This window comes from Burkholderia catarinensis (assembly GCF_001883705.2).
GTDB classification, from domain to species: domain Bacteria; phylum Pseudomonadota; class Gammaproteobacteria; order Burkholderiales; family Burkholderiaceae; genus Burkholderia; species Burkholderia catarinensis.
This window is the reverse complement of sequence record NZ_MDEQ02000016.1, coordinates 126,826-144,227: the sequence shown is the minus strand read 5'-3', so window position 1 is coordinate 144,227 and position 17,402 is coordinate 126,826. Positions and strand designations below refer to the sequence as shown.

Below are 17,402 nucleotides of genomic sequence, written 5' to 3'. Positions count from 1 at the left end.
ACACGGCTCATGGACGTCGCTACGCGTCCCGGCTCGCACGCACCCCGTGTCGATCGCCCCTTTCGCGGCCTCTCGCTTTTTGCACCGACACGACGGTATTCGTCCCATGCCCATCCGACATCTGTTCAAGTCCCCGGCGAACGTCAGCGCGCCGTTCGCGTCGACCGGCGGCGAAGCGCGCGACCTGAGCCTGCTGAACCGCTATCAGCGCTTCACGCTGTATGGCGGCGCCGCCGTCCTGTCGCTCGTCATCCTGTTCGCGACCAGCATCCTGATCGCGGGATCTGTGCGCGACTACGTGTTGAAGCGGCGCGAACTGTTCGCGACGCACAAGGCGCTGGTGCAGCTCGAAATCGACTCGAAGCAGGCCTCGATGCGGCGCGCGATCATCAACGCGGAGCTGCTGTGGAGCAGCCACCCGCATCATTCGCGCAGCCTCTCCGACACGCTCCGTCGCGACGGGCACGTCGTGCTGGCGCCGTTGAACCAGTCGAGCGACATCTTCGTCGCCACGGCGCCGGACGGCGCAAGCGACAGCGACATCGACAAGTACGTGCAGTTGATGGAACGGCTGACGATCTCGGTCGCCGCGGCGGAGCGTCAAACCGGGCAGCCCGTCGCGGGCTACGCGTACAACCCCGCGCGCAACGTGATCGCGATCACGCCGCCGCCGGCGATGCCGTATGCCGACGTGCTGGCCCGGGTGGGCGCGCGCAACACGCACACGCTCATCGACCGCCTCGCGTTCGATGTCGCCGACTGGTCGGACCCGGTCGTCGCGCGCTACTGGCGCGATACGCGGCGCATCGCCTGGGAGGCGCCCACCGTCGATCCGCTGTCGGGCAAGAACACGTTTCTGCTCATCGAGCCGGCCTTCGAAGGGCAGCGGCATTTCATGACGTTCGTGAGCCAGCTCGACGCCGACGTGATCACCGACCGGCTGAAGCAGGCGCCCGAGGATGCGGTCGCGATGCTCGTCGACGAATCGGGCGAGGTCCTGCTGAGCGCCGATCGCACGCGCGCGTCGATCGACGGCGGCGCGCTGATGCGTCATGCGCTCGCCGAAAATGCGTGGCGGCGAGGCTTCGACCGCTTCGACGACAGCTATCTGCACGGCGTCTTCACGATCAGCGACCGGCTTTCCGATTCGGGCTTCGTGATCGTCTACGCGTATTCATGGCGCACGATCGCCATCGCGATCGGGCCGACGATGCTGCGGGAGCTCGGCGTGGCCGGGCTGTTGCTGTCGACGCTGTGGATCCTCGTGATCGCGTTCGACCTGAAAGTGTTCGCGCCGCTGTTCCGCCGTTCGCACCGCGTATTCGAAAGCGAGCATCTCAGCCGCGCGATCATTTCGACCTCGCCGTTCGGCATCGCGCTCGTATCGCTGAAAACACGCGAGGTGCTGCTGCGCAACCGGATGCTCGAGCTGTACGACGGCGCGCCCGGCCATCCGTCGCTGCACGAACGCCTGCTCGCGTGCTACCGCGAATGCGGGAACGGCGCGCCCGTCACGCTCGACGCCGAGCTGCGCGTCGCGCTCGCCGACGGCAGCACGCGCGACCTCGCCGTCAATTTCGTGCGCATGTGCTACGGCGACGACGACACGCTGCTGTGCGGCTTCTCCGACATCACGACGCGGGCCGACACCGAGCGCGCGCTCGACAGCGCGAACCGGGCGAAATCGACGTTTCTCGCGACGATCAGCCACGAGATCCGCACGCCGCTCAACGCGATGCTCGGCAATCTCGAGCTGCTCGACAAGGCGCCGGACGCGCGCCGCGAGAAGTCGCGCCTGCATGCCGTGACGTCGGCCGCGCGCATGCTGCTCGACATGCTGAACAACGTGCTGGACATGACGAAGATCGAAGCCGACCGGATGACGCTCGAGGCGACGAGCTTCCGGATCGACGAGCTGATGCGCGATATCGCGGAGCTGTTCGAGCCGGTGGCCGGCGCGAAGGGCATCGCACTGCGCATCGACGTCGATCCGGCCGCCGCCCGCGCGTATGTCGGCGATCCGCTGCGCGTGCGGCAGATCGTCGTGAACCTCGTCAGCAACGCGATCAAGTTCACCGATCGCGGCGCGGTCGCGCTGTCGGTATCGGCGCCGGCCGCCGATGCGACGCCCGTGACGATCCGCGTCAGCGATTCGGGCATCGGCATGACCGCCGCGCAGCTCGAACACGTGTTCGAGCCGTTCGCGCAGGCCGACGAGTCGATCGCGCGCCGCTTCGGCGGCACCGGCATCGGGCTCTCGCTGAGCCACAAGCTCGCGGAATCGATGGGCGGCGGGATCGCCATCGACAGCGTGCCGGGCGTCGGCTCGACCTTCGTCGTCACGCTGCCGCTGCCGCTCGACCTGCAACCCGGCGCGACGCCGGCGCATGCGGGCGGCAGCGCGCCGAACCCGCGCGTGCTGTTCGTCGACGACAACCCGGTCAACCGCTCGCTCGTCCATGACCAGCTCGACGTGCTCGGCTATCAGGCCGATGTCGCATCGAACGTGGCGGAAGCGCTCGACCTCGTCGAGCGCCACGACTACGCGCTGGTGATGACCGATCTCAACATGCCGGGCCTCGACGGCTATGCGTTCGCGCGCGTGCTGCGCGAGCGCGGCCGCGCGCAGCCGATCCTCGCGGTGACGGCCCATGCGGAGCCGGGCGAGCTGCGCCTCGCGCGGGAAGCGGGCATCGACGAGATCGTCACGAAACCGACTTCGCTGAAGTCGCTCGAACTGGCGATCACGAAATACACGAACCCGTGGCGGCCGCCGCAGCCGCACGCGCCGGCGCGCGCGCAAGGCGCGTTGCCGAAGGACCTGCATCGGGTGCTCGCCGACGCGACGCAACGCTCGAACGCCACCATCGCCCGTGCGCTGCACGACGGCGATCTCAAGACCGTGCGCTCGGAGATCCACAGCATGCGCGGCGCGTTTGCGATGATCGGCGAGCGCGAGCTGTCCGGCCTCTGTGCAGCGATGGAAGCGCTGGCGCTGGCCGGCGACGCGGCGGCGTTCGCGCGCGAGTTCGATCGCTATCGGCGCGATGCGAACGAGACCCTCGCGCGGCGAGCCGCGACCGAATCGAAGCCGCCAGCCGGTCTGACGTCCGGAACCTCCGCCACGAATGCTTGAGTCGCCGGCATCGGCGCGATACCTCGGCTGACGATCACGCCGATCGAGGAAGCGGCCTGCGACCATGGCGGGCAAGACGGATTGCCCGTCGTCGATTCCGCGACAGGTTTGACGCAATACCGGCAGTCGGTGGGAAAGGATCCGGATAGCGCCGGTTCGTGCCGATCGCGCGCCCCGACGGCACGAACCCGTGCCGTCGGGTTTCGATGTATCCAGGTAATCAGCTACCTGCCCCGTCATTGGGCCACGGCACCGATATCCGGCGCTGCCGCGCCCATCCCGGCACTTGCGATTCAGATCCGAACAGGAATGATCCGCGATATCGACGCGGAAACGGGTGGAGGCGGTGTTTGCCCGTCCTGGACGAGCAGCAGACAAGTCGATGACTCGCAATAACCACCCTCAAGGCACCGACAACGTGCGGCCGGCCCCGGGTTTCGACGATGCCCCGGAACTGTCGGCCAGGACGGCGCTCGCGCTCAAGCTCGACGCGCCGATCGACCCACGCGGCCTGAGCCAGACCGAGGCAGCGGCGATCACGGGCATGACACATGCCGAAGGTGTCCCAGGTGCGCCGCTACAAGCGCCGAAACATTTCGCTGGAGCGATTGATGCAGCCGCTGGTGTCGCTCGGCCAGCATGTGGAAATGTGGCTCGGCCTGCGCGACGCACACGCCCGGCAGGCGTTGCGGTTGCGGCCGGATCTTGATCGGCCATCCTGACGATGGCTCGCGGAAAGTAGTGTGTGGCAGCCGGAGCCTGCTCGACGCTCGCATGAGGCAGCGTTAGGAGTAGCGCTATCGAATAGCATGACTACGACCGGGCCCAGCGGTCGCCGCCGGGCGGCTTCGGCGCCACACCCATTCAGATTATCGGGATCCGTCGCCTTATCCAATCGGACTGGACTGATTCCGCATGCGCGGCCCGCTCTCGCATGCCGACCATAAAAAAAGCCGCTGCCGTCATCGACGGCAGCGGCTGACACGGCGATTCCCCGAATCCGCCGCGTGTCCCGGGGCACGCATTTATTGCTGAATCGCCGCCTGCGACGCGAGCTTCTCGACCAGCGCCGTCATCGCGCGCTGTTGCGCCTGCGCTTCGAGCTGCTGGCGCAGCACGTTCTTCGCGGCGTCGAAACTCGGCACGACGGTCGGCCGCTTTTCGTCGAGCTTCACGAACGCAAAGGCGTTGCCGAGCTGGATCGGCCCCGTGACGGCACCCGGCTGCAACGACGTGATCGCCTGCGCGAGCGGCATCGGCAGCTCCGCCGTATTGCCTTCGGCGAGCGGCGTGCGCAGTTCGGTCCATTGCGCGACGCCGCCGTTCGCGGTCGTGTTGTACTTCTTCGCGACGGCGTCGAACGCGACACCCTGCTTCAGTTCCGCCGCCGCCGCATTCGCGGCCGCCGCGCCGGCCACGGCCACCACTTCGGCACGGTATTCGAACTGCGCGGCATTCTTCACGATCGCGTCGTAGCGTTCCTTGACCTGCGCGTCGGTCACCGGCTGCGGGCGCACCGAATCGCGCAGGTACAGCGCCGATGCGGCTTCCGTGCGCGCCCGCATCGCCACGCGGATCGCTTCGGGGCGCTCGCCGTAGTTCGCCTTGTCGGCCGCCTGCCCGACCAGTTGGCGCACGATCAGGTCGCGCTTGACCTGGGCGCGCAGCGTCGGCGAATCGGCCTGGCCGGTTGCCTTGACGATCTCGTCGACCTCGGCACGCGGAATCGGTACGTTGTTCACGACCGCCTCGACGCCCGCCGGTAGCGGCGCCTCCGTTTTCGTGCCTGCGGCGCGTGCGAGCGGCGCGCCGCAGGCACACGCGAGTGCGATCAGGGTGTAAATGAGTGGGATGCGATGGTTCTTCATGACGATGTCCTTCATCGATGGGTGGATAGGCCGCACGCGGTGGCGGCAAGGGAGAAAACAGTGTCACGGCCGTGAGCAGCCGAAGGCGTCGGCACGCGATCCGCGGACAGGCGTGAATGCCCTGCGCCCGCATAAGGCAGCGTTGTCCCAACGATCGACCGGAGCGGTCGAGATGCGACCGGGCCCACCGGTCGCCGCAAGGCATTCACGCATGTTGGCCCGCCCCGTGTCGCGCGCGCCGAGTCGGCCACACAGGCAAAAAAAGGCGCTGCCCGAAACCGGGCAGCGCACCCAACGAAGCCAAGCTTCGGATACGAGGTATCGGGCGGACACCATGCGACCACCCGACCGATGCATTGTCGGAGGTCGAACAGGGCCCCCGCAATCAGCCTGGTCCTATTCCGCATGAATCGCGTCGCGGCCGTGACCGATATGGTGTCTTTCAGCAGATGATGCGCATGACTCATCGTCGGTACTCGGGATCGGGTGGAATGACTCGTATTAGAGTGGCGCGCGACATCGACCTCCATCAGACATGTCCTACTTGCACGGCGCTATCCGCCTAAATCGGACTGGGCCCACACGCAAGCCCTCCGATGCAGCGAATCAGACGCGCCGACCGCCCGCCGCCATGCCATTCGCGCCCTCTCCAGGCGTCGGCCGCGATTGCCGATTTGACATTTCCTGACCACGTCGGCCGGCCGTCCTATCGGAATGAGGCCCAGTCCGACACGCGGCACGGAACGATTGCCCTTCGTCCGATAGTGCGGCATCGGCATCACTCATAGACTCGTCGTACTCCCGAATACACCACGCGCCGCTTCAATCCTCCGCGCGTCGGCAACGATGGAATCGATATGAAATCAAGACATGCACCGGGACGCGAACTCGCCGTATGCGCGGTCGACGTGGGCGTCATCGTCGTGATCGCGGCACTCGTACATCACGGCGCGCTCCTGGATCCCGCCACGCTTCGGATCGAACTGATCCTGATCGGCGTCAGTGCGCTGCTCGCGGCGTTCCTGCTGCGGCTGGCGGCCATGGGGATCGATGGCCGCCCGCGCCCCGCCACGCGTTACGCGCTGCGCACGCTCGCGCTGTGGCTCGTCGTTCAAGGCTTCGTTTTCCTGAAGATGCTCGCGGTGACGAGCGTCACGATGATGCTGCTGACCTGGTACTTCGACTGGACGATCGGCGTGGCGGTCGCGCTCGTGGTCTTCCGGGTCGTGCTGAGCGTCATGCGCCGCCGCAGCCTGCGCGCGCCGGCCACGCCGGTCGGTGTCGCGATCGTCGGCAGCGGCGAGCGGATCGCACGAATCGTCGAATCGCTCGGCACGGCCGGCGCACCGCGCTACCGGATCGTCGGCGCGTATCGCACGACCGGCCCCGCGGCGACACTCGGTGACGGTGCGTCCGTCGCGACCGACCTCGCATCGTTCGCCGCCATTGCCCGCGGCACGCGCGCGGACGAGATCTGGATCGCGCTGTCGCTCGACGACGACGCAACCATCACGCGCGTGATCGACGAATTCCGCAACGACTTCGTCGAGCTGCGCCTGATGCCCGACATCAGCAGGCATGCGCTGTTCGGCAGTCATGTCGAGGAAATTCTCGGCGAACCGGCGATTTCGCTCGCCGCGCCGCCGCTGTCGCGCGGCGCGCGGTTCGTCAAGGCGATCTTCGACCGCACGTTCGCGGCCGCCGTGCTGATCGTGCTGATGCCGCTGCTGCTTGCGATCGCCGTGGCGATCAAGCTGACGTCGCCGGGCCCCGTGCTGTTCACGCAGCAGCGGCGCGGCGCGGACGGCCGCACCTTCGACATCTACAAGTTCCGTTCGATGCGGGCGCATGCCGAACAGCCCGGCACGGTCGTCCAGGCCATGCGCAACGACCCGCGCGTGACCAAGGTCGGCGCGTTCCTGCGCCGCACCAGCCTCGACGAGTTGCCGCAGTTCATCAACGTGCTGTTCGGCGACATGTCGGTGGTCGGCCCGCGCCCGCATGCGGTGGAACACGATGCGCAGTACCGCACGATCGTCGACGGCTATATCCACCGTTACCGGATCAAGCCCGGCATCACCGGGTGGGCGCAGGTGAACGGCCTGCGCGGCGCGACCGAACGGCTCGAGAGCATGCAGTCGCGCGTCGAGTACGACCTGTACTACCTGCGCAACTGGTCGTTCGCGCTCGACCTGCGAATCATCGGCGCGACGGTGTTCAAGGGGATCGTGCATCCCAACGCTTACTGAGCGGCCCGGCCGTTCAGCGCGGCGGCGTCACGCCGCCGCTTTCCGATTGACTTCGGCGCGGCTCTGTCCCGACGGGCCCGCCGCATGCCGCCGCATCGCCATGCGCGGCGCTACTGGAAGGAACCCATGAGCATTCCGATCGCATCGGCGGCCCCGCGCCGCCGCGGTGCGCTCGCGCTCGTTCTGACGGCCTGCGTCTGGCTGTCCGGATGCGCGCTCGCGCCCGGCATGAAAATGAACACGTCGTATCTCGGCTGGCTCGCGGATGAGCATGCCGACACGCTCGCATCCGCGCCGGCGGCCGGCGCCGGGTCGAACGACGCGCCCGCCGCACAACCGGCTCGCGTCGACGGCGGCATCGTCGCGGCCCAATCCGCATCGCCTGCATCCGCCGCGATGCCGCCGATCATCCCGGTCGATCCCGCGCTGATCGCACGCTTGCGCGCGGCACGCGACGCCGCGACCGCGTCGCTGGAACAACCCGCCGCGCCGCGCGCGCCGTCCTACCGGATCGGCCCGGGCGACGTACTGCAGATCACGGTCTGGGATCACCCCGAACTCGCCGCCGCGCAGGGTGGCGCATCGCAAACGCCGCCGCGCGCGGCGGACCCGGTAGCAGGGTTCGTCGTCGACGATCGCGGCAACCTGACGTTCCCGTACGCGGGCTCGATGAAGGTCGCGGGCCTGACTGCCGCCGACGCACAGGCGCGCGTGAAGCGGGCGCTCGGATCGGTCTATCGCGATCCGCAGGTCACGCTGCGCGTCGCCTCGTTCCGTTCGCAGCAGGTGATGGTCGACGGCGAGGTGCATACGCCGGGCGCGCTGCCCGTCAATGACGTGCCGATGACGCTCGCCAGCGCGATCGCGCGCGCGGGCGGCTTCACGCCGGCCGCCGACCAGAGCGACGTGACGATCGTGCGCGACGGCACGCCCGTGCGCATCGATCTCGCCCGCCTCATCGAACGCCATCGCGACGTGTCCCGCATCGTGCTGCGCGACGGCGACCTGCTGCGCATCGGCGCGCGCGACGACAACGGCGTCTACGTGATGGGCGAGGTCAATCGCCCGTCGCTCGCGCGGCCGAAGCGCGACGGCCGCCTCACGCTCAGCGACGCGCTGCTGCAGGCCGGCAGCATCAACTCGAACACGGCCGACGCCGCGCAGATGTTCGTGATCCGCGGCGCGCAAGACCGCGCGCCGACGGTGTTCCATCTCGACGCGCGTTCGCCGGTGGCGATGGTGCTCGCGAACCAGTTCGAGCTGGAGCCGAAGGACATCGTCTACGTCGACAGCAACGGCCTCGTCCGCTTCAGCCGCGTGCTGAGCCTGCTGCTGCCGAGCGTCAACACGGGCGTCGCCGCCGGGATCGCCGCGAAATGAGCGCGCGCCCGTTCCTGCTGGCCGTCTGCGAGGGCAACATTTGCCGCAGCCCGCTCGCGGCCGCGCTGCTCGCCGCGCGCCTGCCGCAGGCCGACGTGCGCTCGGCCGGCCTCGCGCCGCTCACGGGCCGCCCGGCCGATCCGCTCGCCGCCGAAATGGCCGAAGCGCGCGGGCTCTCGCTCGACACGCATGTCGCCGGCCCCGCCACCCCGGCCCTGTGCAGCCGGGCCGATCTCATCTTCGTGATGGATCACGCGCAGCGGCGCGCGCTCGAAGCGCGCCATCCGGTCCTGCGCGGCCGCGTGTTCCGCCTCGGCGAGCATGCGCGCGCGCTGGGCGGCCCGCACGCCGGCGTCGACATTCCCGATCCGTATCGCGGCACGCGACACGACTTCATCCATTGCGCGGCGCTGATCGACCTGGCGGTCGAGTGCTGGCTGCCATGCCTCGCGACGCGCTGGCCCGCCGCCGCGCCCGCCCTCTCCGTCCTGCCATGAACAACCTCTCTTCCCCCGAACGCGAGATCGACCTGGTCGGCGTGCTCGACGTGCTGCGCCACGCGCGCTGGACGATCGCCGCCATCACGGCGGCCTGTATCGCCGCCGGCGCGCTGTATGCGTTCGTCGCGCCGCAAACGTATCAGGCCGACCTGATGATCCAGACCGACGATGCGGCCGATGCCGCGTCGAAGAACCTGCTCGGCGACGCCGCGTCGTTCTTCAACGTCGGCTCGCCGGCCTCGGCCGAGGCGCAGATCCTGTCGTCGCGGCTCGTCGTCACGCGTGCCGTCGAAGACCTGCGCGCCTACATCGTCGCGAAACCGTCGCGCGTGCCCGTGATCGGCGCGTTCGCGGCCCGCTTCAACGACGGCGCGGTGACACCCGGCCTGTTCGGCTTCGGCGGCTACGCATGGGGCCAGGAGCGGATCGACGTCGACCGGTTCGACGTGCCGGCGCGTGCCGAGGGCGACACGTTCCACGTCGTGCGGCTCGACGAGACGCGCTACCGGCTCACAGGCGCCGACCTGAAGGCCGACGCGATCGGCACCGTCGGCCGCGAGGAAACCTTCGCGACGCGCTACGGCCCGCTGCAGATCGAGGTCACGGGCTTCGACGCGCTGCCCGGCACGCGCTTCGCGCTGATCCGGCAATCGCGCGCGGAAACGATCGACACGCTGCGCACCGCGCTCGACGTGCAGGAGAAGGTCAAGCAATCGGGCGTGCTCGTCGCGTCGCTGCGCGGCAACGATCCGGCCGAGATCAGCGCGACGCTCAACGCGATCGCGAACCGCTACATCGAGCAGAACATCGGGCGCCGCTCGACCGAAGCGGAACAATCGCTGAGCTTCCTGAACGGGCAGTTGCCGATCGTCAAGCAGCAGCTCGAACGCGCGGAAACGCGTTATTCGGAGCTGCGCAGCCGCACCGGCTCGATCGATCTCCCCGAGGAAGGCAAGGTCGCGCTCCAGCAAGGCGCCGAGCTGCAGACGCGCATGCTCGAACTGCGGCAGAAGCACGACGAGCTGTCGCGCCGCTTCATGCCGACCCATCCCGACATGGCCGCGCTCGACGCGCAACTGGCGACGCTGAAGCGCCAGCAAGGCTCGCTCGACACGCGCATCGCCCGCCTGCCCGCCCAGCAAAGCGAGGAAGTCCGCGCGCAGCTCGACGTGAAGGTCAACACCGACCTGTACACCGCGCTGCTGAACAACATCCAGCAGCTCGAACTCGTGCAGGCCGGCAGGACGGCCAGCGTGCGCGTGGTGGATGCCGCCGTCGCGCCCGCCGATCCCGTGCGGCCGAACCGGCCGGTCGTGATCGCGGCCGCCGCGCTGGCCGGTCTCGCGCTCGGCGTGCTCGCCGCGTTCGCGCGGGAACTGCTGTACGGCGGCCTGACCGCCGTCGACGAAATCGAACGCCATGCGTCGTTGCCGGTGCGCGCGGTGCTGCCTGCCGCCACGCGCCAGCGCAAGCTGATGCGCGCGGTCGACCGGCACGACCCGGGCCTGCACGTGCTCGCCTACGACGATCCCTACGAACCCGCGATCGAAGGGCTGCGCAGCCTGCAGACCGCGCTCCACTTCTCGCTCGCGGATGTCGCGCATCCGCTGGTGCTGGTCTCGGGCCCCGCGCCCGGCACCGGCAAGTCGTTCGTGTCGGTCAACCTCGCCGCCGTGCACGCGTCGGGCGGCCGCCGCGTGCTGCTGATCGACGGTGACCTGCGCAAGGGCTACCTGCACCAGTATTTCGGCCTCGAGCGCGGGCCCGGCTTCGCCGAACTGCTCGACGGCAGCATGCACGCCGACGACGTCGTGCATCGCGGCGTCGCGCCGAACCTCGACGTCCTGCCGACCGGCGCACTGCCGGCCGCGCCGACCGCGCTGCTGCAACAGCCGCGGGTGGGCGCGCTGCTCGCGCAACTGCGCGAACGCTACGACCTCGTGATCATCGACTCGGCGCCGCTGCTCGCGGCCACCGACGCCACCTGGCTCGACACGTACGCGGACACGACGCTGCTCGTCGCACGCGCGGGATCGACGCGGGCCGGCGACCTGGTCGAATCCGCCAAGCGGCTGCCGCAGCGGCCCGACGGGAAGCTCGGCGTCGTGCTCAACGGGCTCGACCCGCGCTCGGGCGCGTCCGCGTTCGGCTCGAAGTTCGGCGGCTATCGCTACGAAGCGTATCGCTATGTCTGCGAGACGCGCTGCGCCCATCTCGACCGCCTGCGTGCGGCACTTCGACGCCTGCTGAAGAGGTCCTCATGAGCGACATCGACATCCTCCCGCCGCAAGCGGATCTCACCGCGCCCCGCGATGCCTCGAACCGGACGATGCCTGCGGCGCGCGCCGCCGCGCCGCTGCGCGTCGCGCTCGTCGTCGAGGCGGCCGGCGGCGGCGTCGCCGTGCATCTGACCGACCTGATCGCGGGGCTGCGCGCGCGCTCGAACGTCGAGATTCACCTGATCGCGCCGCTCGGCGAGCGCTTCGACGACGCGATGCTGGCCGGCGCCGCCGGCCAGTGCGATGGATTCCACCGGCTGCCGCTGCGGCGCGAAGTGGGCCTGCACGACCTGCGCGGCGCGCTCGCGTTGCGCAGGCTGCTGCGCCGGCTGCGGCCCGACATCGTGCACAGCCACAGCTCGAAGGCCGGCGCGCTCGCGCGGCTCTGCCAGGGGCCGTGGAAACAGGTCTATACGCCGCATGCGGTCTATACGCTGAACCCGACGCTGTCGCCCGCGAAACGCATGTTCTACGGCAGCATCGAGCGCGTGCTCGGCAATGCATGCTCCGACGCCGTCATCGCGGTGTCGCAGGACGAAGCCGATCACCTGCATGCGCTCGGCATCGCGCGCCAGCGGATCCGGCTCGTCGAGAACGGCGTGACGCCGCCGCGCCTGCTCGCCGGCCGCGCGGCACGCGCCGCGCTCGGGCTGGCGGAAAACACGTTCGTCGTGGGCTTCGTCGGCCGCTTCGATCATCAGAAGGGCGTCGACCGCCTCGTGCGCGTCGCGCGCCTGCTTGACCGGCGTTACGGCAACCGCCTGCAGGTCGTCGCGATCGGGTCCGGCGATTTCGGCCGGGCGGCGGGCGACGAAGCGCGCGACCTGCCCATGAACCTGCATGTCGCGGGCCGCGTCGACGACGCGCGCCGCTACTTCTCCGCGTTCGACCTGCTCGCGCTGCCGAGCCGCTACGAAGGCTTTCCGTACGTATGCCTCGAAGCCGTCGCCGCGCACGTGCCGATGGTCGCGACGCAAGTCTCCGGCGCGACCGAGCTGATCGCCGGGCATCGCGTGGGCCTGACCGTGCCGAATCACGACGATCCCACCGCGTTCGCCGCGATGGTCGGCCGGCTGGTCGACCATCCGGCCGCCTACGGGTTGATGCGCGAGCAATGCACGCGCGCTTACCCGCATTTCTCGGCGGACGCGATGGTCGATCGCACGCTCGCCGTCTATCGCGACCTTCTCAAGGAACACGCATGATGAATCGCCCCGTTCATGTGGCGCTGCTGCACGCGTACAGCGCGCGCAATTCCGGCGACGGGCTGCTCGTCGAGCTGTCGGTCGCGCTGTTGCGCGACGCATTCGGCGCCGATACGCGGGTTTCGGTCGTCGCCGCCGATCCCGCATCGTTCCCCGGTCATGCCGACGTACGGCCCGCCCCCGTGCTCGCCGCCGGCGGCGCCGGGCGGCTGATCGGCGCGGCGATGGCGGCGCTGCCCGTCGGCGCCAATCCGGCGCTCGCGGATCTGCGCGCGCTGCTGCGCGACGCCGACCTGATCGTCGGCGTCGGCGGCGGCTACCTGCGCGCGCGCAACGCCGTCGAAGCGCTCAAGCTCGAAGCCGGGCATCTGGTGCAGATGCGCACGGCCCGCGCGGCGCGCAAGCCGGCCGTCTATCTGCCGCAGAGCATCGGCCCGGCGGCCGGCAATCCGGTGCTGGCCGGCCATCTGACGTCGCTGCTCGCGGGCTTCGCCACCGTGTTCGTGCGCGACGACCGCTCGGCCGCGTTTCTCGCCGCGAACACGAACACGCGACGCGCGCCCGATCTCGCGGTGCTCGAATTCGGCCGGCAGGCGACCGGCCTGCGTGATCGCGCGCGCTCGGCCGCTGCGACGCCCGCGCACGTCGCGCTCGTGCTGCGCCAGCCGCCCGCATGGAACGACGCGCAACGCGCCCGCTATCACGCGCAGACCGACGCGCTGATCGAGCGCATCGGCACGTTCTGCCGCGTCACGTTCGCGGTGCAGAGCACCGGGCGCGGCAACGACGATGCGGCGTACTACCGCGAACGCGGGCTCGACGCCGCCCGCTCGCTGAAGGACGTGCTCGCCAACGACACGCCCGACGCCGTGGTGTCGGTGCGCCTGCACGGCGCGCTCGAGGCGATCCTGCACGGCGTGCCCGCGTATCACCTCAGCTACGAGCGCAAGGGATTCGGCGCGTACGCCGATCTCGGCGTCGGCCACTGGGTCGCGAACGCGGCCGATTTCGACGCGAACGCCGTGTGCGACACGCTGTTCGCCCCCAATGCGCTGAGCCGTTTCTGGATGCAGGCCGAAACCGGCCTCGCACGGCGAGGACACGCGCGCGAGCAGATCGTCGACGCGCTGCGGGCCGCGCTCGCCGACGGGGTGTCGCGATGAACGCGGCCTGGTCCCGGCTGCTGTTGCGCGTCGGCGCGCTCGGCCTCAAGTTCGTGCTGACGATCGTCGTCGCACGCACGCTCGGATTCGACTCGGTGGCCGTGTACGGCTTCGCGCTCGCGGTGTCGGTCGTCGCGTCGAAGGTGCTCGGGCTCGGCTTCAGCACCGAAATCAACCGCCGGCTGGCCGGCCCCGATCCGCGCGACGCGATCCGCACCTGCGTGCGCGTGTCCGTGCTGTATGCCGGCGCGTATGTGCTGCTGTGCGGCGTGGCCGCGCTGCCGCTCGACGCGTTCGGCGCGTCGCGCATCGGCGCGCTGCCCGACATGCCACTCGTGCTCGTCGCGCTCGTCGCCTGCGCCGAACATGCGGCGCTCGAAGTCAACACGTGGCTGTTCTCGCTGCACCGCACGCGCGCCGCATCGTGGCTGCTGTTCGTGCGGACCGGCGCGTGGGCCGGCGTCGCGATCGCCGCGCTGACGGCCGGCGCGATCGATTCGATCGACGGGCTGTTCGCGATCTGGCTCGCGGCCGATGCGTGCGTCGTCGCGCTCGGCTGTGCGCTGATCGCGCATGCCGCGCACCGGTTGCCGGCGATGCCGGCGCTGTCGGCGACGCGCGCGCGGCTCGCGACGGTCTGGCGCGACGGCGCGCCGTTCTTCGTCGCGCTGCTGCTGCTGTCGGTGCTGCAGTATCTCGAACGCTTCGTCGCGTCCGCGCTGCTCGACGCCGATACGCTCGGCCGCTACGTGTTCGTCTGGTCGATCGCGAACGCGATCCAGACGATCGCCTCGGCGACCGTCGCGGCGGTGGCCGCGCCGCGCCTGGTGCGCGCGCTCGACTGCGCGCGCGGCGCGGCGCCGGCGTTCCGTGCCGAGCTCGCGCATGCGCTGCGCGCATCGTTCGCGCTGACCGGCGCCGCCGCGCTCGCGATCGCCGTGCTGCACCCGTGGATCTTCCGCGTCGCGCAGGCGGGCACCGCCGCGCCGATGCCGTCGGGCGCCGTCCTCGCGATCCTGCTGCTGTCGTTCGTGCTGCGCGCGGTCGCCGACGTGCTGTGGGCCGCGGCGGTCGCGTTGCGGGCGGGGCGCGTGGTCGCCTGCGTGATGGCCGCGCTGACGCTCGCCTGCGTGCCGATGTCGATCGCGCTCGTGCACGACCAGCGCGCGCTCGGCGCGGCCGTCGCGCATCTGGCCGCCAGCATCGCGGTCGCCGCATGGCTCGCGTGGATCGTCACGTCGCGCCTGCCTGCCGCACGCGGCGCACGCACCGGAGCCGGCCGTGCTGCATAACGCGATCCGCCGGGCGATCGGAAGCGGCCCGCTGCTGAGCCGCGGCCTGCGCGACGCCATCGCGGCGCTCGTCGCGCTGCTGTATGTCGGCGTCTACGCGAACGCGCGCACGTTCCTGCCGGAATTCATCTTCCGCGACGCGGACAAGATCCAGACGCAGATCGGCGGCGGCTCGACCTACGACGGCTCGTCGTTCGATGCGGTCGGCAAGCTCTATCAGGCGCTCGGCGGCGCGGGAACCGCGCTGTTCGTCGTCACGCTGGGCGTCGTCACGATCTGGATCGCGCTGCGCGAAACGCGGCGGCTCGGCGAACTGATCGCCTATCTCGCGCTGATCGCGCCGTGCCTGTTCTTCAACCTGTTCGTCGCCAGCAAGGACACGCTCGTCGTCGCGATGGCGCTCGCCGTGCTCGCCGTCGCGCGCGTGCGCGGCACGGTCTGGCCGATGCTGATCGCGGTCGCGCTGTATCTCGGCTATGCGGCGACGATCCGCAGCTACTTCGTGCTGATCCTCGCGATCGCGCTGGCGGCGTGGGTGTTTCGTCGCGCTTCGATGCTGCCGAGGCTGGCCGGCGCGCTGCTTCTCGTCGCCGTGCTCGTCGCGCTGCCGAATGCCGTCTACACGCTGCTTCAGCAGCCGCGCGACCTTGCCGTCGACTACCTCGTCTATTCGTCGCCGTTCGGTGCGCGCACCAGCTTCTACAATCCGTTCCCGCCCGATTCGTTCATCCACTTCGCGGGCAACTACGCGTACTCGCTCGTGCGGCTGAACCTGCCGGTGCTGTTCTCGTTCGATCCGAAGGGATTCGCGATGCAGGCGCTGATCGCGCTGTTCCTGGGCGCCGCGTGGCGGCGCGTGCCGCCGCAGCGGACCGGCGCGGATGCCGCCACCCCTTCGCGCCACGGCGAACTGCTGGCCTGCCTGCTGCTCGGGCACGTCGCCGTGTCGATGCTGTTCGAGCCCGATCTCGGCAGCTACTTGCGGCACCTGTCGAGCGTCGCGCCGTTCGCGGTCGTGCTGTGGTCGATCCGGACGCGCCGGCCGGCCGCCTGATTACCGCTCGGCCGGCGCGGCGCGCAGCGACGCGCGAACCGCGTCGAGCGCGGGTTTCGGCGAACGGTCGGCATGCACGAGCCCGTAGCTGCGCTGCGCGGCGTCGTTCGCATGCGCGGTATCCGCCCATTCGTACACCGATATCAGCGGCGTTCCCGACTCTCCCCGCGCGTCGAGCAATGCGCGCAGACGCCGCGCCTGGCGTGGCTCGCCGCCTGCGCCCACCGACGCCGCGCCGTCTTCGGTGACGATCGCCGGCAGGCGGTAACGCGTTTCGATATCCTGCGCCGCCGCGCGCATCTGCGCAGGCGTCATGCCGTAAGCGTGGTACGACACGGCGTCGAGGCAATCCGGCGGCGCGGCGTGCATGCCTGCCAGCAGACGGTCGGGCACGCTGTCAGGCAACGGCGGACGCGCGAACCCGAAGCCGACGATCGGCGTCGCCGGCCGCCGGCCGGCCAGGCGCCGGCACAGTCCGTCCGCGAACGGCGGGAACGTGCGTGTCACGTCGCCGGTCGGCCAGTAACGGCTCAGGTCGGGTTCGTTCCACAGTTCGACGGCCGCCAGGTCAGGGCCGTATTGCGCGGCAAGCTGCACGACGGTATCGGCGAGCCGGGCGCCGGCGGCGGCGAGCGTCGACGTCGCCGCGTTTGCATCGCCTTTCACGGCTCCCCGCCCGACCGGCGCGAGCGTGCGCACGGTGAGCAGCACCGGCAAGTGTGCCGACCGGGCCGCCTCGAATGCATCGTCGAGCTGGCTGCGGTAGGCCGCGCGGTCGAGGCGATCGGTCCACACGCCGAAGCGGACGAAGTCGAATCCGGTCTGCCGGATCTGCCGTGCGTCGTCGGGGGTGAACGACTGGATCTTCACCTGCACGCCCACGCGCGGCTTGTCGTGCGAAGCCCCGGGCCAGCGGGCACGGTCGGCGGCATCGGCCGACGGGAGGGCCGCGCAAGCCAGCGCGGCGGCAAGGAGCAGGGATGGCATCCGGGACATGGGCATTGGCGATTCGGCGGTCGCGGCAGGCGAATGGAAGGAGGAGGCAGGCGATGCGCGCCGCCTCGTCGGGAAACGATGGCAGGTTGGCCGATGGCAAGCGTGGATCGACAGCCACCGGGGCTTTGGCTTTGGCTTTGGCTTTGGCTTTGGCTGCGGCTGCGGCTGCGGCTGCGGCTGCGGCTGCGGCTGCGGCTGCGGCTGCGGCTGCGGCTGCGGCTGCGGCTGCGGCTGCGGCTGTTCATTGTTGCAGAGCGATGCCGGCGTCGCTATCGGACCT

11 protein-coding genes and 1 pseudogene are annotated in these 17,402 nt (G+C 70.0%); 10 read left to right on the top strand and 2 right to left on the bottom strand.

What is annotated here, in order from left to right:
• Positions 1 to 106 precede the first annotated feature (106 nt).
• Positions 107 to 3,136 (top strand): sensor histidine kinase, encoded by a 3,030-nt coding sequence (locus BFF94_RS25165; protein WP_128843219.1) that lies wholly within the window; start codon positions 107 to 109, stop codon positions 3,134 to 3,136.
• 382 nt (positions 3,137 to 3,518) lie between these two features.
• Positions 3,519 to 3,845, top strand: a pseudogene (locus BFF94_RS25160) (helix-turn-helix domain-containing protein).
• Between the two features lie 316 nt (positions 3,846 to 4,161).
• On the opposite strand, the gene BFF94_RS25155 reads toward BFF94_RS25160, so the two are convergent.
• Positions 4,162 to 5,004 (bottom strand): peptidylprolyl isomerase, encoded by an 843-nt coding sequence (locus BFF94_RS25155; RefSeq protein ID WP_128843218.1) that lies wholly within the window; start codon positions 5,002 to 5,004, stop codon positions 4,162 to 4,164.
• 857 nt (positions 5,005 to 5,861) lie between these two features.
• On the opposite strand from BFF94_RS25155, the gene BFF94_RS25150 reads away from it, so the two are divergent.
• The 8 genes from BFF94_RS25150 to BFF94_RS25115 all read left to right on the top strand — a co-directional run bounded on the left by BFF94_RS25150 (position 5,862) and on the right by BFF94_RS25115 (position 16,126).
• A complete protein-coding gene (locus tag BFF94_RS25150) occupies positions 5,862 to 7,253 on the top strand; it encodes an undecaprenyl-phosphate glucose phosphotransferase (RefSeq protein WP_128843217.1) in 1,392 nt (463 codons plus the stop codon).
• Positions 7,254 to 7,379: 126 nt separating this feature from the next.
• Positions 7,380 to 8,633 (top strand): polysaccharide biosynthesis/export family protein, encoded by a 1,254-nt coding sequence (locus tag BFF94_RS25145; RefSeq protein ID WP_164497734.1) that lies wholly within the window; start codon positions 7,380 to 7,382, stop codon positions 8,631 to 8,633.
• Positions 8,630 to 9,130: a low molecular weight protein-tyrosine-phosphatase gene (locus BFF94_RS25140; protein ID WP_219139976.1), complete on the top strand. Its 501-nt coding sequence runs from the start codon at positions 8,630 to 8,632 to the stop codon at positions 9,128 to 9,130. Before BFF94_RS25145 ends, BFF94_RS25140 begins: the two co-directional genes overlap by 4 nt.
• Complete coding sequence (locus BFF94_RS25135; RefSeq protein WP_128848421.1) at positions 9,127 to 11,397, top strand: polysaccharide biosynthesis tyrosine autokinase; 2,271 nt, start codon at positions 9,127 to 9,129, stop codon at positions 11,395 to 11,397. Before BFF94_RS25140 ends, BFF94_RS25135 begins: the two co-directional genes overlap by 4 nt.
• Positions 11,394 to 12,617 (top strand): glycosyltransferase family 4 protein, encoded by a 1,224-nt coding sequence (locus BFF94_RS25130; protein ID WP_219139975.1) that lies wholly within the window; start codon positions 11,394 to 11,396, stop codon positions 12,615 to 12,617. Before BFF94_RS25135 ends, BFF94_RS25130 begins: the two co-directional genes overlap by 4 nt.
• Positions 12,614 to 13,780 carry a polysaccharide pyruvyl transferase family protein gene (locus BFF94_RS25125; protein ID WP_308286056.1) on the top strand — a complete coding sequence of 389 codons (1,167 nt, stop codon included), beginning with the start codon at positions 12,614 to 12,616 and terminating at the stop codon, positions 13,778 to 13,780. The genes BFF94_RS25130 and BFF94_RS25125 overlap by 4 nt, the downstream gene beginning before the upstream one ends.
• Positions 13,777 to 15,072 (top strand): lipopolysaccharide biosynthesis protein, encoded by a 1,296-nt coding sequence (locus BFF94_RS25120; RefSeq protein WP_219139974.1) that lies wholly within the window; start codon positions 13,777 to 13,779, stop codon positions 15,070 to 15,072. Before BFF94_RS25125 ends, BFF94_RS25120 begins: the two co-directional genes overlap by 4 nt.
• Positions 15,062 to 16,126, top strand: a complete 1,065-nt coding sequence (locus BFF94_RS25115) for a hypothetical protein (protein WP_246637401.1) — start codon at positions 15,062 to 15,064, stop codon at positions 16,124 to 16,126. The genes BFF94_RS25120 and BFF94_RS25115 overlap by 11 nt, the downstream gene beginning before the upstream one ends.
• Here BFF94_RS25115 and BFF94_RS25110 read toward each other — a convergent pair whose 3' ends face one another.
• Positions 16,127 to 17,113 (bottom strand): glycoside hydrolase family 5 protein, encoded by a 987-nt coding sequence (locus BFF94_RS25110; protein WP_246637400.1) that lies wholly within the window; start codon positions 17,111 to 17,113, stop codon positions 16,127 to 16,129.
• Positions 17,114 to 17,402 lie beyond the last annotated feature (289 nt).